The organism is Pelistega sp. MC2 (genome assembly GCF_900099475.1).
Lineage (GTDB): Bacteria > Pseudomonadota > Gammaproteobacteria > Burkholderiales > Burkholderiaceae_B > Taylorella > Taylorella indica.
This window is the reverse complement of the sequence record NZ_LT628274.1, coordinates 170,709-190,531: the sequence shown is the minus strand read 5'-3', so window position 1 is coordinate 190,531 and position 19,823 is coordinate 170,709. Positions and strand designations below refer to the sequence as shown.

Annotated in this window: 17 protein-coding genes; 12 read left to right on the top strand and 5 right to left on the bottom strand. The window is 37.9% G+C overall.

Going from position 1 to position 19,823, the window contains the following annotated elements; translation table 11 throughout:
* Positions 1–219 precede the first annotated feature (219 nt).
* On the top strand, positions 220–2,208 hold the full coding sequence (locus BQ4443_RS02660) for a TonB-dependent receptor domain-containing protein (RefSeq protein ID WP_083331831.1): 1,989 nt from the start codon (positions 220–222) through the stop codon (positions 2,206–2,208).
* Positions 2,209–2,422: 214 nt separating this feature from the next.
* Here BQ4443_RS02660 and BQ4443_RS02655 read toward each other — a convergent pair whose 3' ends face one another.
* From BQ4443_RS02655 to BQ4443_RS02645, 3 genes are all read right to left on the bottom strand, one after another.
* On the bottom strand, positions 2,423–3,157 hold the full coding sequence (locus BQ4443_RS02655) for a M48 family metallopeptidase (RefSeq protein WP_071057964.1): 735 nt from the start codon (positions 3,155–3,157) through the stop codon (positions 2,423–2,425).
* Positions 3,158–3,227: 70 nt separating this feature from the next.
* Positions 3,228–4,001 carry a BPSS1780 family membrane protein gene (locus tag BQ4443_RS02650; protein WP_071057963.1) on the bottom strand — a complete coding sequence of 258 codons (774 nt, stop codon included), beginning with the start codon at positions 3,999–4,001 and terminating at the stop codon, positions 3,228–3,230.
* 12 nt (positions 4,002–4,013) lie between these two features.
* On the bottom strand, positions 4,014–4,985 hold the full coding sequence (locus BQ4443_RS02645; protein ID WP_071057962.1) for a homoserine kinase: 972 nt from the start codon (positions 4,983–4,985) through the stop codon (positions 4,014–4,016).
* Between the two features lie 168 nt (positions 4,986–5,153).
* On the opposite strand from BQ4443_RS02645, the gene BQ4443_RS02640 reads away from it, so the two are divergent.
* The 6 genes from BQ4443_RS02640 to BQ4443_RS02615 all read left to right on the top strand — a co-directional run bounded on the left by BQ4443_RS02640 (position 5,154) and on the right by BQ4443_RS02615 (position 12,579).
* Positions 5,154–6,938 (top strand): ClcB-like voltage-gated chloride channel protein, encoded by a 1,785-nt coding sequence (locus tag BQ4443_RS02640; protein ID WP_071057961.1) that lies wholly within the window; start codon positions 5,154–5,156, stop codon positions 6,936–6,938.
* Positions 6,925–7,938, top strand: coding sequence for a tRNA dihydrouridine(20/20a) synthase DusA (gene dusA / locus BQ4443_RS02635; RefSeq protein WP_023948787.1), 1,014 nt, complete (start codon positions 6,925–6,927; stop codon positions 7,936–7,938). The genes BQ4443_RS02640 and dusA overlap by 14 nt, the downstream gene beginning before the upstream one ends.
* 271 nt (positions 7,939–8,209) lie before the next feature.
* Complete coding sequence (gene nrdA, locus BQ4443_RS02630) at positions 8,210–10,480, top strand: class 1a ribonucleoside-diphosphate reductase subunit alpha (protein WP_023948786.1); 2,271 nt, start codon at positions 8,210–8,212, stop codon at positions 10,478–10,480.
* Positions 10,481–10,494: 14 nt separating this feature from the next.
* Positions 10,495–11,628: a class Ia ribonucleoside-diphosphate reductase subunit beta gene (gene nrdB, locus BQ4443_RS02625; RefSeq protein WP_023948785.1), complete on the top strand. Its 1,134-nt coding sequence runs from the start codon at positions 10,495–10,497 to the stop codon at positions 11,626–11,628.
* Complete coding sequence (gene yfaE, locus BQ4443_RS02620) at positions 11,625–11,924, top strand: class I ribonucleotide reductase maintenance protein YfaE (RefSeq protein ID WP_023948784.1); 300 nt, start codon at positions 11,625–11,627, stop codon at positions 11,922–11,924. The genes nrdB and yfaE overlap by 4 nt, the downstream gene beginning before the upstream one ends.
* 88 nt (positions 11,925–12,012) lie before the next feature.
* Entirely contained in the window at positions 12,013–12,579 is a 567-nt protein-coding gene (locus tag BQ4443_RS02615; RefSeq protein WP_071057960.1) for a YceI family protein, read from the top strand.
* A 303-nt stretch (positions 12,580–12,882) separates the two neighbouring features.
* On the opposite strand, the gene BQ4443_RS02610 is transcribed toward BQ4443_RS02615, so the two are convergent.
* Complete coding sequence (locus BQ4443_RS02610) at positions 12,883–13,341, bottom strand: CBS domain-containing protein (protein WP_071057959.1); 459 nt, start codon at positions 13,339–13,341, stop codon at positions 12,883–12,885.
* 125 nt (positions 13,342–13,466) lie between these two features.
* Positions 13,467–14,738, bottom strand: a complete 1,272-nt coding sequence (locus BQ4443_RS02605) for a YihY family inner membrane protein (RefSeq protein ID WP_071057958.1) — start codon at positions 14,736–14,738, stop codon at positions 13,467–13,469.
* Between the two features lie 114 nt (positions 14,739–14,852).
* Here BQ4443_RS02605 and BQ4443_RS02600 point away from each other — a divergent pair, with 114 nt between their 5' ends.
* The 5 genes from BQ4443_RS02600 (at position 14,853) to leuB (ending at position 19,780) form a co-directional block, all read left to right on the top strand.
* Entirely contained in the window at positions 14,853–15,329 is a 477-nt protein-coding gene (locus tag BQ4443_RS02600) for a DUF2069 domain-containing protein (RefSeq protein WP_023950851.1), read from the top strand.
* A gap of 45 nt (positions 15,330–15,374) precedes the next feature.
* Positions 15,375–16,433 carry a chorismate synthase gene (gene aroC, locus BQ4443_RS02595; protein ID WP_023950853.1) on the top strand — a complete coding sequence of 353 codons (1,059 nt, stop codon included), beginning with the start codon at positions 15,375–15,377 and terminating at the stop codon, positions 16,431–16,433.
* A gap of 194 nt (positions 16,434–16,627) precedes the next feature.
* Positions 16,628–18,028 (top strand): 3-isopropylmalate dehydratase large subunit, encoded by a 1,401-nt coding sequence (leuC, locus tag BQ4443_RS02590; RefSeq protein WP_071057957.1) that lies wholly within the window; start codon positions 16,628–16,630, stop codon positions 18,026–18,028.
* A gap of 11 nt (positions 18,029–18,039) precedes the next feature.
* Positions 18,040–18,687, top strand: coding sequence for a 3-isopropylmalate dehydratase small subunit (gene leuD, locus BQ4443_RS02585; protein WP_071057956.1), 648 nt, complete (start codon positions 18,040–18,042; stop codon positions 18,685–18,687).
* Between the two features lie 19 nt (positions 18,688–18,706).
* Positions 18,707–19,780, top strand: coding sequence for a 3-isopropylmalate dehydrogenase (gene leuB / locus BQ4443_RS02580; RefSeq protein ID WP_023950859.1), 1,074 nt, complete (start codon positions 18,707–18,709; stop codon positions 19,778–19,780).
* Positions 19,781–19,823: the final 43 nt, after the last annotated feature.

Here is a 19,823-nt window from a genome sequence, read left to right as displayed (position 1 = left end):
AATTAGCTTAATTTGAGCTGGGTTGTTTTTTAAACCAATTCAGCTTTTTTGTTTTTAATCAAAATAAGCAGAAGATAGCTAATAAAGTCGTGCATTTACAACAATATTTAACATATATTAGATAAAATTTACTAATTCCTTAACAATATAAATAAAAATGGTTATCATTATTATTTATTTATTTGAATGATAATTAATACTATTTATAAAGAGGAAGTAATGATGGTTAAATATGATAAGTTCAAGGTGTTGTCTTTGACATTATTATTGACAAATGGGTTTGCATATGCGCAAGAGAGCAAAGAAAACACAGAACAAGTCACGACATTGAGTACTATTCAAGCAGGCTATTTTGAGGGTGCTAAATCGCAAACAAATGTAGTTGAGCTCAGAGGGATAGAAAAATCAACAGCAACAGATTTGAGAGGCATCTTAGCGGCAGAGCCTGCGATTAACTTTGGTGGTGGTAACTCTACATCGCAATGGTATTCTATCCGTGGCATGGGGCAGGATCAAATTGATGTAAAAGTAGATAATACCTATTCTGATACACAGATTTTCCATCATCAAGGTCGTTTTCTATTTGACCCAGCGTTAGTTAAAATTATTGATGTCCAAAAAGGCACGGGTTCTGCTTCTGCAGGTCTAGGGGCCACTTCAGGCGCTATTGTTGCAACAACTGTTGATGCTGCTGATTTATTACGAGACGGTCAGAATATTGGTGTAAAAGTGAATACCGGTTATTCAAGCAATAAAGGTGCTAATGCTGGTGGAGCGGTTTATGGACGTTTTGGTAAAGTAGATGCTTTATTTGCAACTAACTTTGTACGTGAAGAAGACTATAAGGATGGTTCTGGCTACAAAGTTAATGCATCTGGTATTCATCAACGTGGTGTTTTAGCTAAAATTGGTCTAAATTTCAATGAAAATCATCGTTTGGCCTTTAGTTATCGTCAAGAGAAATCATGGGGAGTTCGTAATCTTCGTGAAGAGTTTGATTTTGCCCTAGCAGACAACCCAAGCAATAACCGCCCGAGCTACCGTGTTCTTGATCAAGAGACATTTAATCTAGAGTATCATGGTAAGAAAATCGGTTTTATTGATCACTTAGATGCTAATGTTTATCAACTGAATAATCGTCGTTTACAAGATGGTGGCAATTCTATTACTAAAGTGGAAACGACAGGAGCAAACTTTAATTTCAATACGCAAATCTTTGGTAAACACTGGCTAAAATATGGTCTGAATTATCGTCGTCAAACAGGTGAGGCTCCAACTGTCGCTAGATTTGCGACAGGAACTCATGGGAAGGACGAAATTGGTGCTTATTTAGAGGGCATTTGGAATTTTGATCCGATTACGTTGACAACTGGTCTGCGCTATGATCACTTTGACTATAAAGGAACAATTGGGCAATCAGTTTCTGATGGAGCATGGAGTCCAAGTATTGGCTTAATCTGGGATGCAACACATGATTTAAGCTTTAATATGAGCTATAACATTGCAACACGTAGTCCTCGTTTATTTGAAGTAGCATTGGTGTCAACAGGGCGTGGTGGTGCACAATATATTGCGGCAGGTAATGGTCTAAAGGCAGAGCGTTCTCGTAACTTTGAAGTAGGGTTTGATTATCGCTTTAATGACCAATTCTCTGCACATGGTAGTTATTTTGTTCAAAAAATTACCAATCTAACAGAATTTGAAACTTCACGTTATCGTGGTGCCGCTTTACAAACAGCGATTAACGGCGGTGAATTAAAAAATCGTGGTTATGAGTTAGGGTTAGCGTATAAATATGCTGGCTTACAAGCGCGTGTGGGTGTTGCTTACTCTAAGCCAGAACAAAATGGTTCTTTAGCTGATATTGTTCAAACAGCTATTCCTATGGGGCGTACATGGACCGCTTCTCTAAGTTATACCTTTGAAAATCCAAGTTTAGAGCTTGGTTGGCAAGGGCGCTTTGTTCAACGCTCAGAGGGTCAAGCAAGCCGCGGATCTGGTGGTGCTGAAGTTCAACCACGCCCAGGTTATGGTGTAAGCGATATTTATTTGAATTGGCAACCAACAGGCAAGGATGACATCAATGTTAACGTCTCGGTAAACAATGTCTTTAATAAATATTACAAGCCACATAGCCAACGTACAGGTATCAATGCCTTACCCGCGGCTGGTCGTGATTATCGTTTAAATATTAGTTATCGCTACTAATCTTAACGTTTTACTAAATAATTTTCTTTAAGTTGTTTAGTAGTAATAAAAAATTAAATCTCCTAAGTAAATGCCATGCTCTAATGAGCATGGCATTTTTTGATATTGATTCACTTTTTAGTGTTGGCAGAATGTTTTATAAGAGTAATCAATCAGTAAATTGGTATTGATTATAAAACTTATACGCCAAAAGTATATTTTATCGATAGCCTGACTAATTCATATTAGCAATACGTTCAGCACGTTTGTCAGAATCAGGATGTGATGAGAAAATAGTTGATTGTCCGCCACTGATGGCAGCAATTTTACGTAGGGCTGAGACAGCAGCATCTTTGCTACGGCCATTTTCTTTAAGCACTTTGAGCCCATGAGCATCTGCTTCGTACTCATCAGATTGCGAATATTGGGCATCAATTAATTTGTGCGCTAAATTACCAATTTGTCCTGAGGATAGGGATGCAACGATAGAATTGCCACTAGCTGCGGCAGCTTGACGAGCAGCTGTTGTTAATAAAGAGCTACGCATTTGTGATTTAGAATGCCCATAGACCACATGACCCATTTCATGTCCGACAACAAAAAGAACCTCATCATCGGTCATCTTATCAAGTAAGCCAGAGTAAACACGAATATCCCCATTAGGAAGTGCGAACGCATTCATATCATTATTCATATACACTTTGAAGTTCATGGGCTGACCATTATAAGAGCGTAAGTTTTTGGTGATACGGTTTAATCGTTGAGAATATTTACTATTACTAGTAGCTATTTTATTTTCAGCATCTAATTTTGCGGCAGATTGGGCACCAAGAGCCTTTACATCGGCATCACTAATTGATGCTGCTTGGAATAGGGTACTACCTACCTGTAATACTCCCATTGGATCCATATTACTACAAGCACTTAGCGTTACTGCCATCAAAGAAGTAAGTAATAATTTTTTTGACATGAGTAATTCCTTAAAAGAGTGAGTATTAATGTATTAAGTATTAGTCTAATAATAATTTATGAAAAAAGTATTATTTTTGATTGGAAGCGCCATAAAAAATTTCCATATGTGCAACAAATAGGCTTAAATATAGGGCAATCACAAGTGTATGCATTATAAATAAACTTACCATAGAGGCTAGGGTACTGGCAGCGCTTAAAAGTACTGTCTGCATAACAAAAATTCCTAGCATAAAAATAAAGCAGAAAGTAGCAAATAAAAAAGTTAAGGGAAGTGCATTAGCCATACTGGCTCTAAATGAGTTTTTAAAAGCAGGTATGACACGGCTATCTTCCCAAGAGATTAGTGGATAAACCCAAATAGTCAGCAACATATATACTGAAACACAAAAAACTGGCATTAACATAGCCGAAAAGGTATAGGTCTGCAAAATGACTTTTGCCATTTCTTCAGAGCTAAGTGCCATAAATTCATCTATTGCGATAGGAATGCTAGGCAAAGTAATGGTTAAGATTGTGTAGATAAAAATAAAATTAATTAATGTTGCCCCAAAGAGACGTAGAATTGTTTGCTGGGAGCGTATTTTTTGAGAAATATCACTTAGTTGTAAACGCCCCCTCAAGCGAATACCGTAGCCCGCATTAAAAAGAATCATTTGTGTGATAGGTAAAGAAATCAGTGCGATAAAGATACCAATCAAAGGAAGCATTGTGCCGATAGAAAATGCTAAAGAAACAATAACAAATAGCAGAGATAAAGGGATAAATTGTTTTAATAATAAACTAAAACCTTCCTTAATCCAGTGAAAAGCAATAGTAGGTTTGTGTGAATGTATCAAAGGCATAGATTAAAACTGTTATAGAGGTAATTCAGGGATATAGCCATTAAAGCGTTGTTTGAGTACACGCTCAAAATGGGTTGGATCATGGGGTTTTAATGTTTCTGCCGCTCTAGGAAGATAAAAGTCATACAGGCGTGATGTCCAAAAGCGTAACGCCGCTGCTCGTAAAGCTTGTGGCCAAATTTCACGTTCTTCTTCTGTGAAAGGTCTTATTTGATGATAATTTTCTAACCACGCTTTAACATGAGGACGAATAAATTCGCCAGTATCACGTTGAATACACCAATCATTTACAGCGACAGCCACATCGAAAATCCACTTGTCAACGCCAGCAAAGTAAAAATCAATAACGCCACCCATACTAGGTGATTGATAGGTGCCTGCAAACAGTACGTTATCGCGAAATAGGTCGCAATGGCATGCGCCTTGAGGCAAATTTTTCCACGTATCACTATTTTGCACGCTGATTTGTTCTGTTAAGGCTTGTTGATAAAGAGCATTAAGCTCTGTAGATAAAAATGGCTGTATTTTGGGATAGTTTTCTTGCCACCAGGATAAACCACGTAAATTTGGTTGCTGTAACGCATAATCTTTTGTGGCTAAATGAATATGTGCTTGAATATCAGCAGCTAGAATACAATGAGCCTTACTCGGGGTTGCCTCATAACCGCCATGAAGACGTGTGACGATACAACAAGGCTTTCCCATTAATTGACCAATCAGTGAGCCATCTTTGCGCTGTTGTGGCATGGGAACTTTGATTCCCTTACTAGCGAGATGGTGCATTAACTTAATATAAAAGGGTAATTGCTCAAAAGTCAGTACTTCAAAAATAGTGATAACGTACTCACCCTTAGTTGTGGTAAGGAAAAAGTTAGTATTTTCAATACCCGCCGTAATGCCTTGTAAAGAAACAAGTTCACCAAGATTGTATTCAAGTAAATATTGAGCAACTTGTTCATTGCTTAAAGGAGTAAAAACAGCCATAGGATTATTTATCTTTCATGTAATTCATTTGATATTCATATTCTATAGGAAAAAAATGATGAATTTGCTATTCCTATGGTTTTCAAATAATCGTGTTGAGATGTTTTATAATATGACATTTAATAGTAAGTGCTTTCCAATTTTTCCAATCATCTTTAATCATCAACAGTGAAGTCATACGTTCAGTCAATTCGTACTTATTTGAGCTCATTTCCGCAACTATTTTCCCAGCCAGCTATTTTAGTATGGGCGGTTGTCTTGGGTATTGCAGGAGCACTAACTACTATTAGCTTTCATGAGACAGTTAAGTTTTTACAGTACCTACATAGTCACCAGTACGGTGATCCCACTAAACTTGCGGAACAGTGGTCTTCACTTAAAAAAATTCTTGTTCCTACAATTGCTGGCTTTATCGCAGCGATGGGGCTTTATTGGGCATCTAAAATAAAGGTTGATGCTAACTCTGACTATATGGAAGCAGTAGCTATTGGTAATGGGCGTCTATCTATGCGACAAGGGTTGCTACGGGTTGCCTCGGCACTGAGTGTAGCAGGTGCTGGATGGTCGTTAGGGAGAGAGGGGCCAATTATTCACTTGGCAGCTATGACAGGTTCATTTTTGGGGCGTTTTTTTCGTTTAGATACGAATCATCATCGGCTACTTGTGGCATGTGGTGCGGCAGCTGGTGTTTCATCAGCGTATTTTGCCCCCATAGCTGGTGCTCTATTTGTCGCTGAAATTGTCTTAGGTAGTATGGCTAGCCATGTGCTGGGGCCACTAATGATTTCATCAGCAACGGCTTTTATTACGATGCGCAGCCTAGGTTTTGATTCATGGCTGTATTCTATTCCTGAGATTACTGTTATCGGTGATAAATATCTATTAGTTACCATTGCTATTGGCTTTTTATCTGGGATTTTTGCTCCTTTGTTTTTAAAATACCTAGAAATTTGCCGCCAACTTTTTGCTAAACTTGGTAATACCTTATTTGTGTCAATGACGCTAGGTGGTTTTTTACTTGGTTGCTTGATTATTATTGAGCCATGGGTGACAGGAAAAGGGGATACGATTATTCATTCATATCTTACAGCTCCTTGGACACTGAGTGCTATTGCCACTATCTTGTTATTGAAAATTTTATCAACAGGTATTAGTGTCGGTTGTGGTGCTGTTGGTGGGGTTATCACGCCAGTGATGCTAATGGGAGCTAGTATGGCGATGTTATTAACGCAAATGCTAGCTTTAATTTTTCCTGATGTTACGACTTTTGCTCCCTTGTTTGTCTTAGTGGGAATGGGTGCTTTCTTAGGGGCGGCGACTAGTGCACCTTTGGTCGCCATGGTGTTAGTCGTGGAGATGAGTCATAGTTTTAATGTGATTGCTCCTTTAATGATTGCGACAGTCACTTCATTTTTTATCTCACGCATCATCACTGGTACGGTAATGTTTGAAGTTACCGAACAAAGAGAGAAAAATGAGTTAGTCCGTAATCAGTTAAGTAAACTCAAGGTGAAAAATTTTCTTAATAAAAATGTTAATGTGCTTACGCCGGAGAGTACTTTACAAGATGTTGTCAATATGTTTTCAGAAGAAAACGTACGGTATATCTATGTAGTAAATGCACATAATGAGTTTTTGGGCGTGATTGAAAGTAAGACAATGACTCGTATTTTGCTGACTAATCCAGATTTAAATGCACCAATATCGCCAGAATTGATTCAACGTTCTTATATAGAGCCGTTAACAACCTCTATGAATTTAGATCAGGCACAAGAGTGTTTTCTGTCCTCTAATGGGGAACGTTTACCAGTGGTCGATTTGCAAGATCCTCCGCATTTGGTTGGGATTGTTTATAAATCGGATGTGCTACGTAAACTAAGTGAAATTAAAAAAATTGTTGACCAAAGTGGACCAACCGTTGTTGATATTCGAGATAAAAATGATAAATCATAAAACAACACCAGAATTTAAGGGTATTTATCAATCTACGGATCAACCATGGCGGTTATCTGTAGCACCAATGCTAGATGTTACTGATAGGCATTGCCGTTTTTTTCACCGATTACTAGCACCTAAAGCATTGCTATATACCGAAATGATAACAACGGGAGCGTTAATTTATGGTGATGTAGCTAGGCATCTGCAGTTTAATGATTCAGAGCATCCTGTCGCCTTGCAATTAGGGGGAAGTGAAAGAGACGCTCTTGTGCATTGTGCAAAATTGGGTGAGCAGTGGGGATATGACGAAATCAATTTGAATTGTGGGTGTCCATCTGAAAGAGTACAGAGAGGTGCTTTTGGGGCTTGTTTAATGGCAGAGGCAGATTTGGTGGCTGACTGTATAAAAGCGATGCAAGATGCTGTTGATATTCCAGTAACAGTAAAACACCGCTTAGGTCTAGATTATGATGATAGTTATGCGTTTGTACATGATTTTGTGGCAAAGCTATATGAGATTGGGTGCCGTGTTTTTGTGACCCATGCCCGTAATGCGGTGTTAAAAGGCCTGTCTCCTAAAGATAATCGAGAAATTCCTCCTTTGCGTTATGAGGTGGTTGCACAACTGAAAAAAGACTTTCCTGAGGCAATTTTTGTCTTAAATGGGGGCATTCACCAAGTAGAGCAAAGTAGGGAGTTACTTAGTCAATTTGATGGGATTATGCTTGGTAGAGTAGCGTGGCATGAACCTTATATACTTAGAGAAGTAAGCCAGCTTATCTGGCCGGATAAGCCAACCGCCACTAATCAGCAAATATGTGAAACAATGATCTCATACGCTCAAAACATGACTACTCAAGGGGTACCATTACGTGCAGTAGTTAAGCCTTTACTAGGGCTGATGAATGGACAACAAGGGGCTAAGATATTCCGCAGAACCTTGTCTGATGTCCAACGATTAAATGCCAACGATATTTCATTAATAGAAGAGGCTTTTAGACCTTTTTTGAAATAAAGATTATTTTTTGTGTCAATAGATTGGCTGGAATCTGACTATTTTGTGTTGTAAAAAAAGCAAATATATATTTTTTTATAATTTAAATTTTGCTAAAAGGGGCTTTAATCCCAGTGAAAGAAAATTTTTATATAATTTTCTTAATTATTTGTGATTGAAATTAATCTAATATTTTTATACTATATATGGTATAAAAAAACCTTAACATTACTAAATATAGATTTTAACAAAAGTCTATATTTAGTCCTGTAAACAACAACTGGACGAAATTATGACAAATCAGCTCTACGTTATCAAGCGCAGTGGTGAGAAGGAACCATTGAACTTAGATAAAATTCATCGTGTGATCACTTGGGCAGCGGAAGGGTTAAATAACGTTTCTGTCTCGCAGGTAGAATTAAAATCACAGATCCAATTTTATGATGGCATCCATACAGAAAGTATTCACGAGACAATTATTAAAGCGGCAGCTGATTTAATTTCATCTGCAACGCCTGATTATCAATTCTTAGCTGCTCGTCTTGCTATTTTCCATTTGCGTAAAAAGGCATTTGGCGACTTTGATCCACCAAGTTTGTATGATCATGTCAAACGTCTAGTGGAACTCAAAAAATACGATGCTCATTTGCTAGCAGACTATACCAAAGAGGAATTGGATGAGTTGGATGGTTATATCCAGCATTCAAGAGATTTAACCTTTTCATATGCTGCTGTTAAGCAATTAGAAGGTAAGTATTTAGTTCAAAATCGTGTTACTAATGAAATTTATGAAAGCCCCCAATTTTTATATATTTTGGTGGGAGCCTGCTTGTTTGCGAAATACCCAAAAGAAACTCGTTTACGTTATGTCAAAGACTTTTATGATGCAGTTTCTACTTTCAAAATTTCATTACCCACGCCAATTATGGCTGGTGTTCGTACGCCAACACGTCAATTTAGTTCTTGTGTGTTAATTGAGTGTGGTGATAGCCTTGATTCAATTAATGCAACTAGTGCCGCCATTGTTCGTTATGTCTCTCAGCGCGCCGGAATTGGTGTTAATGCAGGACGTATTCGTGCTGTAGGTAGTCCAATTCGTGGAGGCGAAGCGCAGCATACAGGATGTATTCCTTTTTATAAACACTTCCAAACAGCGGTTAAATGTTGCTCTCAAGGTGGTGTTCGAGGGGGTGCAGCGACCTTGTTTTATCCGATTTGGCACTTAGAGGTTGAATCTTTATTAGTACTTAAAAATAATCGTGGGGTTGAGGAAAATCGTGTACGTCATATGGATTATGGGGTGCAGATTAATCAATTAATGTATCAACGTTTGATTAAAGGTGGCAATATTACTTTATTTTCACCTTCTGATGTACCCGGTTTATATGATGCATTTTTTGAGGATCAAGCGAAATTTGAACAACTTTATCTTCAGTATGAAAATGATCCTGCTATTCGTAAACGTACCGTCAAGGCGGTAGACTTATTCTCATTGATGATGCAAGAGCGTGCAGGGACAGGGCGTATTTATATTCAAAACGTTGACCATTGTAATACCCATAGTGCCTTTGATTCTAAGGTTGCACCAATTCGTCAAAGTAATTTATGCCTAGAAATTACATTACCAACCAAACCATTGAGTGATATCAATGATGAAAATGGTGAAATTGCTTTATGTACTTTATCTGCTTTTAATCTTGGTGCAATAGATGATTTGCACGAGTTAGAACATTTGGCTGATTTAGCTGTTCGTGCTTTAGATGCTTTATTAGATTATCAGGATTATCCAATTCGTGCCGCCTATCTTGGTAGTATGAATAGACGTACTTTAGGGATAGGTGTGATCAATTATGCTTATTACTTAGCCAAAAATAATGCCAAATATTCTGACGGTAGTGGTAATGCGTTAACCCATAGAACATTTGAAGCAATTCAATATTATTTATTGAAAGCGTCTATGAATTTGGCAAAAGAGTTTGGTCCTTGCCTAGCTTTTAATGAAACAAATTATGCCAAAGGTATTTTACCTATTGATACGTATAAAAAAGCGATTGATGATGTTTGTCCTGAACCATTGCATTTGGACTGGGAATGGTTACGTGCAGAAATTGTGGAAAATGGCTTACGTAACTCAACTTTAACAGCATTAATGCCGTCGGAAACATCTAGTCAGATTTCTAATGCCACTAATGGTATTGAGCCTCCTCGAGGATTAGTGACTGTTAAAGCCTCGAAAGATGGTATCTTGAAACAAGTGGTGCCAGAATATGAGAGACTCAAAGATAAATACGAAACATTGTGGAATATGCCAAACATGGACGGTTATCTACAATTGGTTGGTATTATGCAAAAATTTGTTGATCAAGCCATTTCTGCCAATACGTCATATGATCCAAAACGCTATGAAGGTGGACGTGTTCCAATGCAACAATTACTTAAAGACTTATTATTAGCCTATAAGTATGGTCTAAAAACACTTTATTACCATAATACACGTGATGGTGCTGATGATACACAAGGTGACGGTGCCGATGATTGTGCCGGTGGTGCATGTAAAATTTAAACATTGAGAATAATATGTCTTATAGTACTTTTTGCCAAACTCCTAATGATGCTTTAAAAGAACCTATGTTCTTTGGGCAAAGTGTGAATGTTGCTCGTTATGACCAGCAAAAATATGAAACATTTGAAAAATTAATTGAGAAACAACTTTCTTTTTTCTGGCGCCCAGAGGAGATTGATGTTTCTCAGGACCGTATTGATTATGCTGGTTTACCAGATCATGAAAAGCATATTTTCATTAGTAATCTAAAATACCAAACGTTATTGGATTCTATTCAAGGACGTAGTCCAAACGTAGCCTTATTGCCATTAGTTTCCTTACCTGAGTTAGAGACTTGGATTGAGACTTGGGCTTTTTCAGAAACGATACACTCTCGTTCGTATACACATATTATTCGTAATATTACGAATAATCCGGGTATTGTTTTTGATGATATCGTCACTAACGAACATATTCTTGCTCGTGCTAGCGATATTTCTAAATATTATGATGATCTCATTCAATTGACTCAATTATATGATCGCTTTGGTGAAGGCAAGCATACTATTAATGGACAAGAATACAAGGTTAGTCTTTATGAATTAAAGAAAAAATTGTATCTTTGCTTAATGGCGGTGAATGCCTTAGAGGCAATTCGTTTCTATGTTAGCTTTGCATGTTCTTTTGCTTTTGCTGAACGTAAATTAATGGAAGGTAATGCCAAAATTATTAAGTTAATTGCTCGTGATGAGGCATTACATCTGACAGGCACTCAACATATGTTGAATATTATGCGCAGCGGTAATGATGATCCTGAAATGGCTTTTGTGGCGCGTGATTTAGAAGAAGAGTGCTTTAACTTATTTAAAGTAGCAGCAGAGCAAGAAAAAGAGTGGGCGGCCTATCTATTCAAAGATGGATCAATGATTGGTTTAAATAAAGACATTCTGATTCAATATGTGGAATATATTACCAATATTCGCATGCAAGCTGTCGGTTTAGCACCAGCTTTCCCTGGCGCTTCTCAAAATCCAATTCCTTGGATTAATGCTTGGTTAACCTCTGATAATGTTCAGGTTGCTCCACAAGAAGTTGAAATTTCATCTTATCTAGTGGGACAAATTGATGCTGAAGTTAATACAGATGATTTAGGCGACTTTGATCTATGAGTTTAGTTATTACGCGAGCAAGAAGTTTTAGCTTGCAGCAGGGAGAAACATTGCTAGAAGGACTTGAGAGAACTGGGCATGCAGTTGAATATCAATGTCGTTCTGGTTATTGTGGCTCTTGTCGTACTCGAGTAATTACAGGTGATGTGGATTATTTAACTGAGCCATTGGCATATATTGCCAATGGTGAAATTTTGCCATGTTGTTGCGTACCTGCGGGAACACTTACGCTAGATGTCACTACTGAGAAAGAAGAGAGTAAGACAGAAGATCTTATTCAAGAGAGTTTTTTCTAATTATTTGTAAAATATGAGTGATAGTCATTCTCAATTAATATTTTAATGGTATAGTGAAGAGTCTTTCACTTTTTATAAGGAATGGTATATGAAATTATTCAGCACTCTTTCTCTGTCTATCTTAGTAGCCACAGCAAAACCCGCAATAGCAGCGGAGTATGAATTTGATCCTGCACACACCAATGTGTTTTTTACTATTGACCATTTCGGAACTTCGACAAACCATGGTGCATTTCATGGTATTGAAGGCGTAGTGGAAGTTGATCGTGCTGCTAAAACAGGCAATGTTTCTGTTGCTGTTCCATTGAGTAAATTAAGTACAGGTAATTCAGGATTCGATGGTCATTTAAAATCAGCGGATTTATTTAATGCGGAGAAATTTCCAGAAATTACTTTTAAATCAAATGAATGGGAATTTGATGGTGATAAAGTCAAAAGCATTAAAGGTGATTTAACATTATTAGGCAAAACTCAGCCTGTGGTGTTTGAGGCTACAAAATTCAACTGTTATGATAGTCCTAAACTCAAAAAAGAAGTTTGTGGTGGTGATTTTAAAACTACTTTAGATCGTCATCAATTTGGTATGGACTTTCTAAAAGGTGCGATTACACCGACGGTGGAGGTTACTCTTCAGGTCGAAGCTGTTAAGAAATAGATAATCAGTATTAACTGTCTAAAATAATAAAAGCAGGCATTCATTATTTATAGAATGCCTCAGATTGTTGACAAACTTTTATAGTTGATTTTGACGTGCAGGTTTTTATGTAAAATTACAAAAAAATCAATCTATTAGAATTCATCATAAAAACCTGCACGCCGAAAGTATAACTTTACCAACAGTCTGAGACATTCATTATTTATAGAATGCCTGCTTTTTTAATAAGAATTGCACTATTAGTAAGTAGTCTACACGCTAAGAATGATAGGCGTAGTGACTAACTAGATATGCTTGAAAAAGTTATTCATCTGCCTCATTAACATCATCTGGCCAATGTTTAATATAAGCTTTGAGCATACTATTTTCAAATTGTTCAAGCTCAATTAATGCTTTAGCCATATCGTAAAATGAAATAACGCCTAGTAATGTAGGACCATCAACCACAGGGACATAACGTGCATGATGCTCTAGCATTAGACGCTGTACCTCAGTTGCCTCGGTATTCGGTGTGACGCTGACTGTATAAGTGTCCATGATACTGCGTACAGTGGAATTAAAAAAATCAGTCTTTTTCTTATTAAGATGGCGCATGATTTCTCGGAAAGTAAGCATACCGGCCAATTCACCATGTTCAATTACCACTAGTGAACCAATGTCTTGTTCGCTCATCGTTTGAATGGCGATTTCAATACTTTCATCTGGGCTAATGGTGTAAAGTACTTTACCTTTTACGCGTAAAATTTCACTTACTTTTAACATGCCTAAAACTCCGACTATATGGTGTCTTTAAAATATTTCAGTTAATCAGCGTTTATTAAAACTGCCAAACAACGGTTACATTCTATCAAAATCTTTTGTCAACCAATATTATCAATTCAATAAATCTATAAAATATCGGTGATATGAACATCTTCTTTTAGTAGCAATTTGCTCATAGCGATACGAATTTTTTCATCTCCCATGGATTCAGCAATTTCTGGATTGAGTAAAAATAAATCACTGAGAGAATGTAAGTCTTTTTCTAAGCTACTTGCTAATACCCATCGCTCTGAGCGTTGACCTTGAGTATTAACAATATACCCTAGACTATTAAGCTCTTCGAGAATGTGCAAAGTATGTGTTGCGTTACCATGCATTGTCTTGACTAAGTATTGCGTACTTTTTCCTGGTGGATTTTTATTTTGACTTTCTGCTAATGTTCGTAAAATACGAACAGCCTGAATAAAATTAGCACCTGCTTTATTTTTGGTTTCGATATGACCGAAACGGATTTGAGGGACAATAGACGCAATAATAGCGCCAAATAGGACGATAAGCCAAGAAATGTAAATCCACATCAAAAATAATGGGATACTGGCAAATGCACCATAAATCACAGTATAAGAAGGGAATTTAGCAATATAGTAAGCAAATCCCATTTTTAATAATTCAAAAAGTACAGCAGCAATAATGCCACCAATCATAGCATCACGTAGATAAACGGTACGGTTAGGAACGACGTAGTATAGTAAGCTAAAGCTGACAAACGATAAAAGCATAGGGAAGAGCGTCGCAAATAGGTTTTGAATAAAGCTGAGGTCAACACCAATTCCTAATTGTGCTCTAGTAATAAATGAGCTAGCCCAAATACTGGCAGCTAGCATAAATGGTCCGATTGAAAGAATAGCCCAATAAATCAGTACACGGATAGAAAGTGGGCGCTGTTTTTTTACACGCCAAATCCTATTGAGCACTTCATCAATCGTTTTCATCAAAAGAATTGAGGTAATTAGCAGGCCAATTGCACCCACTGCCGTCATATTTCTAGCCTTTTCCACAAAGGTATTAAGATACTGCATAATATTGTGAGACATGGCTTCTGGCATTAAACTAGTTGTCAAGAAATGATCAAGTTCAACTTGTAATTCCTTAAAAATAGGGAAGGCAGTAAATAGCGACAGAATAACGGCTAGCAAAGGTACAATGGCTAAAACAGTTGTGAAGGTTAAACTACTAGCCACTTGCGTTAGATTGTCACTTGTTAGACGATGAAAAGCAGTAACAACAGCCTGTTTTAAAAACGGCTTAGTATTTTGTTCTACTTGCTGTTCTTCTGATTGTTCTTCTGTTTTTTGAATTTCATCAAAACGTTTGCTGTCGTTCTCTTTGTCTTGCATTATTGATTAGGGTATTTGTTAATCAGCTAAGTATAACAAGATTAAGAGCGTTTCCATAAAAAAATACGTATAATAATTTCAAAACAGCATCTATCTCTTTTTTCTTTATTTTATATGACAGCTCATCCAACACAGGCAACAACACAAACAAGGTCTCAGGCAATAGAGGGGACGGTAGCACTCAATCCTGTATTACATTACGGTGCTTTTATAGCGTTGTTAGCGTTATTTATTTTGTGTATTGTCTGGGAACTTTGGCTAGATCCTATTGTCCCTGGGGGGAGTATATATTTTTTAAAAGCACTCCCTTTGATGTTTCCTTTGTATGGTGTATATAAAGGGAATCTTTATACTATGCAGTGGTCTTCAATGCTGGTATTACTCTATATTTTAGAAGGGACTACGCGGTGGTATTCGGATGTATCGCCACTTTCGCAAAAACTGGGGATGATTGAGTTTTTCTTGGCATTTATCGTCTTTTGTTTTGCCATTTTTTATGTTAGACCAGCTAAGAAAATAGCCAAGCAAAGAAAACGCTTACAAGAGCAAGCAGAGCAGTCACAACAAACTTCAAGCAAGAATAACGTATAAATTTACAGTTTTATTTACAATCTATTGGATATTGATAGGGAACATATGACGGGAAGTATTTTAGGTAAACTCTTTACGGTAACTAATTTTGGCGAGTCTCATGGCATCGCTATTGGCTGTGTGGTTGATGGTTGCCCGGCAGGGTTGAGTCTATCGGAAGAGGATATACAAAAAGAGTTAGATCGTCGTAAACCAGGTACTTCACGCCATGTTACACAGAGACGAGAGCCGGATTTAGTTAAAATTTTATCGGGTGTTTATCAAGGTAAAACAACAGGGACGCCTATTGCATTGCTAATTGAAAATCAAGATCAACGAAGTAAAGATTATACTAATATCAGTGAGTCTTTCCGACCAGGACATGCTGATTATACTTATTGGAATAAATTTGGCATTCGCGACCCTCGTGGCGGAGGGCGCTCATCCGCACGTTTGACAGCTCCTACTGTAGCAGCGGGTGCAATTGCCAAAAAGTGGTTAAAAGAGCGCTATGGAATTGAAGTTATGGGCTATATGAGCCAACTAGGTCCTATTAAAATTCCGTTTGTCAGTTGGTCAGAAGTAGCTAATAACCCATTTTTTGCTCCAAATGCAGAAATTATCCCAGAATTAGAAAACTATATGGATATATTGCGTAAAGAGGGGGATTCGATTGGTGCACGAATCGAAGTTGTAGCCAAAAATATTCCGGTTGGTTTAGGTGAGCCAATATACCATCGATTAGACGCGCAGATTGCTTATGTGATGATGGGATTGAATGCTGTAAAAGGTATCTCTATTGGGGCGGGTTTTGATTGCATAGATCAGAAAGGATCTGTTCATGGTGATGAAATTACGCCACAAGGTTTTTTAAGTAATCATGCAGGCGGAATTTTAGGGGGGATTTCGAGTGGGCAAGATATTACGGTATCTCTAGCCATTAAACCAACCTCTAGTATTCGTATCGAACGACAATCTATCAATACCAATAATGAGCCTGTAATCGTTCAAACATTAGGGCGTCATGACCCTTGTGTAGGTATCCGTGCAACACCTATCGCTGAAGCATTATTAGCACTAGTTTTAATCGATAATCTTTTAATGCACAGGGCATATCGTCAATAAGCTTATTGCTAAGGTTATAAAAATTTATAGAGGGACAAGTAAGCTACGACACATGCAGTGATTTGCTTAGGTAGTGGCTTATGGTTGATATTATAGTAGTATTAGTACTAGTATATTTAATTGTCTTGTTAAGTTTTCTTAGACTGGCATAATCATTACAGTCACATACTGTATTTTTTAATATGAGGTTTTAAATGGCTAAAACACTTTACGATAAATTATGGGATGCTCATGTGGTGAGCCAAGAAGAGGATGGGACCTGTCTTATCTATATCGATCGTCAATTATTGCATGAAGTTACCAGTCCACAAGCATTTGAAGGATTGACAATGGCTAATCGCCAACCTTGGCGACTTAGTGCCAATCTAGCAGTAGCCGATCATAACGTTCCAACGAGTAATCGTAAAGAGGGGATCACAGACCCAATCTCTAAATTGCAGGTTGATACGCTTGATCAAAATTGTGCAACATATGGTATTACTGAATTTCGTATGGATGATATAAGACAAGGTATTGTCCATGTTGTTGGGCCAGAGCAAGGTGCTACTTTACCAGGAATGACAGTTGTTTGCGGTGATTCTCATACGAGTACACATGGTGCAATGGGTGCTTTGGCTTTTGGTATTGGTACCTCAGAAGTAGAGCACGTTCTTGCTACACAAACGCTGCTAATGAAAAAAAATAAAAATATGCTCATAAAAGTAGAGGGTACATTACCAATTGGTTGTACTGCAAAAGACGTGGTATTGCATATTATCGGTGTAATTGGTACGGCGGGTGGTACTGGCCATGCCATTGAATTTGCGGGTAGTACTATTCGTGATTTATCAATGGAGGGGCGACTAACTGTTTGTAATATGGCAATTGAAGCTGGAGCTCGTTCAGGACTAGTTGCTGTAGATGATAAAACGATTGAGTATTTCAAAAATAAACCTTATTCACCAAAAGGTGAGTTATGGGATCAAGCCGTAGAATATTGGAAAACATTGCACTCAGATAAGGATGCTCATTTTGATGCAGTGATTGAAATTAATGCGGAAGATATCCGTCCACAAGTAACGTGGGGAACATCACCTGAAATGGTATTGAGTATTGAGGATAAAGTACCTAATCCTGCGTCAGAGAATGATCCTGTGAAGCGTAGTGGTATGGAGCGTGCCTTAGAATATATGGGGTTAACGGTAGATACGCCTATCTCAGAGATTAAAATTGAGCGAGTATTTATCGGTTCATGTACAAATTCTCGTATTGAGGATTTACGAGCAGCAGCTGCTGTTATCAAAGGTCGTAAAGTGGCTGCCAATGTTAAACAAGCGATGGTTGTACCTGGTTCTGGCTTAGTTAAGTTACAAGCAGAGGAAGAAGGACTAGATAAAATCTTTAAAGATGCAGGATTTGAGTGGAGAGAGCCAGGCTGTTCTATGTGTTTAGCGATGAATGCGGATAGACTTGAACCAGGTGAGCGTTGTGCTTCTACCTCTAATCGTAATTTTGAGGGGCGCCAAGGACAAGGAGGGCGTACACATTTAGTCAGCCCAGCTATGGCAGCATCAGCAGCTATCGCTGGTCATTTTGTTGATGTACGTTCATTCTAGGGAGAGTTTTTATGCAAGCATTTACTATACACAAAGGGTTAGTTGCTCCATTAGATCGTGAAAATGTAGATACAGACCTTATTATTCCAAAGCAATTTTTGAAGTCAATTAAACGTACAGGCTTTGGACCTAATTTATTTGACGAGTTACGCTATTTGGATCATGGCGAGCCTGGAATGGATAACACAAAACGTCCATTAAATCCTGATTTTGTCTTAAATAAGCCACGTTACCATGGTGCATCAATTTTATTGGCTAGAAAGAATTTTGGCTGTGGCTCTAGTCGAGAACATGCTCCATGGGCACTAGAACAATATGGTTTTAGAGTGATTATTGCCCCATCTTTTGCCGATATTTTCTTTAATAATAGCTTCAAAAATGGCTTGTTACCTATTCGTTTAGATGAAAATACGGTAGCTAATTTATTTGATGAAGTGAATATGACAGAAGGTTATCAATTGACCGTTAATCTAGAAAAACAAGTGATTGAAACGCCTAGTGGACGTCAAATTTCTTTTGATGTTGAGCCTTTCCGTCGCTACTGTTTATTAAATGGATTCGATGATATCGGCCTAACACTTCGACAATCGGATAAAATAAAAGAATTCGAGAAAAAACGTTTGCAAGCTATGCCATGGCTAGTAGGGCAAGCAATGTGATGAAACAATAGGATAGAGTATGTCAAATTTAGTAGCAGTATTACCAGGTGATGGTATTGGTGAAGAAATCGTAGAACAAGCTGTACGTGTCTTAGCTGCACTTAAGCTTGATTTAGAGCTTGAAAAAGCGGATGTGGGCGGGCGAGCATATGATCTTTATGGACACCCATTACCAAAACATACTCTAGATTTGGCTAAAAAATCCCAAGCTGTATTGTTTGGGGCGGTAGGTGATTGGAAATACGATACATTGCCAAGAGAATTCCGTCCCGAGCAAGCTATTCTAGGTCTACGTAAAAACTTAGGCTTATTTGCGAACTTAAGACCAGCTGTGCTGTACCCTCAATTAGCGGATGTATCTACCTTGAAGCCTGAGGTGGTATCTGGTCTAAATATTTTAATCGTACGTGAACTGACAGGGGATATTTACTTTGGTACACCTCGTGGTATACGTATTGCTACAGATGGCTTATTTGTAGGTGATAAAGAGGGCTATGATACGATGCGCTACGCTGAAAGTGAGGTGCGTCGTATTGCCCATATCGCTTTCCAAGCCGCACAAAAACGCCAGAAAAAATTATGTTCTGTAGACAAGGCAAATGTACTAGAAACATCACAATTTTGGCGTGACATCATGATTGATGTGAGTAAGGAATACCCAGATGTAGCCTTAACACATATGTATATTGATAATGCTGCTATGCAATTGGTTAGAGCGCCTAAAGAGTTTGATGTCGTCGTGACTGGCAATTTATTTGGTGATATTTTGTCTGATGAAGCATCAATGCTAACAGGATCTATCGGTATGTTACCTTCAGCCTCACTCAATGCGACAAACCAAGGATTGTATGAACCAAGTCATGGCTCTGCACCAGATATTGCTGGTAAAAATCTAGCTAACCCTTTAGCGACGATTCTTTCTGCGGCAATGATGCTACGTTATTCATTTGGTAATGAAATAGCGGCACAGCAAATTGAAGCTGCTGTTGGTAAAGTACTAGAGCAAGGCTATCGTACGGTAGATATTTATAAAGAAGGTACTATAAAAGTAGGCACATCACAGATGGGTGATGCCGTAATTGCCGCTTTATAGAGAGCGCTAGTATTGCAGTAAGTTATAAATTCTCTTTGTTAGA

Coding starts and splice junctions, on each gene's coding strand:
- BQ4443_RS02660 (WP_083331831.1), top strand. CDS start 220: ATGATGGTTAAATATGATAAGTTCAAGGTGTTGTCTTTGACATTATTA.
- BQ4443_RS02655 (WP_071057964.1), bottom strand. CDS start 3,157: ATGTCAAAAAAATTATTACTTACTTCTTTGATGGCAGTAACGCTAAGT.
- BQ4443_RS02650 (WP_071057963.1), bottom strand. CDS start 4,001: ATGCCTTTGATACATTCACACAAACCTACTATTGCTTTTCACTGGATT.
- BQ4443_RS02645 (WP_071057962.1), bottom strand. CDS start 4,985: ATGGCTGTTTTTACTCCTTTAAGCAATGAACAAGTTGCTCAATATTTA.
- dusA (WP_023948787.1), top strand. CDS start 6,925: ATGATAAATCATAAAACAACACCAGAATTTAAGGGTATTTATCAATCT.
- nrdA (WP_023948786.1), top strand. CDS start 8,210: ATGACAAATCAGCTCTACGTTATCAAGCGCAGTGGTGAGAAGGAACCA.
- nrdB (WP_023948785.1), top strand. CDS start 10,495: ATGTCTTATAGTACTTTTTGCCAAACTCCTAATGATGCTTTAAAAGAA.
- yfaE (WP_023948784.1), top strand. CDS start 11,625: ATGAGTTTAGTTATTACGCGAGCAAGAAGTTTTAGCTTGCAGCAGGGA.
- BQ4443_RS02615 (WP_071057960.1), top strand. CDS start 12,013: ATGAAATTATTCAGCACTCTTTCTCTGTCTATCTTAGTAGCCACAGCA.
- BQ4443_RS02610 (WP_071057959.1), bottom strand. CDS start 13,341: ATGTTAAAAGTAAGTGAAATTTTACGCGTAAAAGGTAAAGTACTTTAC.
- BQ4443_RS02605 (WP_071057958.1), bottom strand. CDS start 14,738: ATGCAAGACAAAGAGAACGACAGCAAACGTTTTGATGAAATTCAAAAA.
- BQ4443_RS02600 (WP_023950851.1), top strand. CDS start 14,853: ATGACAGCTCATCCAACACAGGCAACAACACAAACAAGGTCTCAGGCA.
- aroC (WP_023950853.1), top strand. CDS start 15,375: ATGACGGGAAGTATTTTAGGTAAACTCTTTACGGTAACTAATTTTGGC.
- leuC (WP_071057957.1), top strand. CDS start 16,628: ATGGCTAAAACACTTTACGATAAATTATGGGATGCTCATGTGGTGAGC.
- leuD (WP_071057956.1), top strand. CDS start 18,040: ATGCAAGCATTTACTATACACAAAGGGTTAGTTGCTCCATTAGATCGT.
- leuB (WP_023950859.1), top strand. CDS start 18,707: ATGTCAAATTTAGTAGCAGTATTACCAGGTGATGGTATTGGTGAAGAA.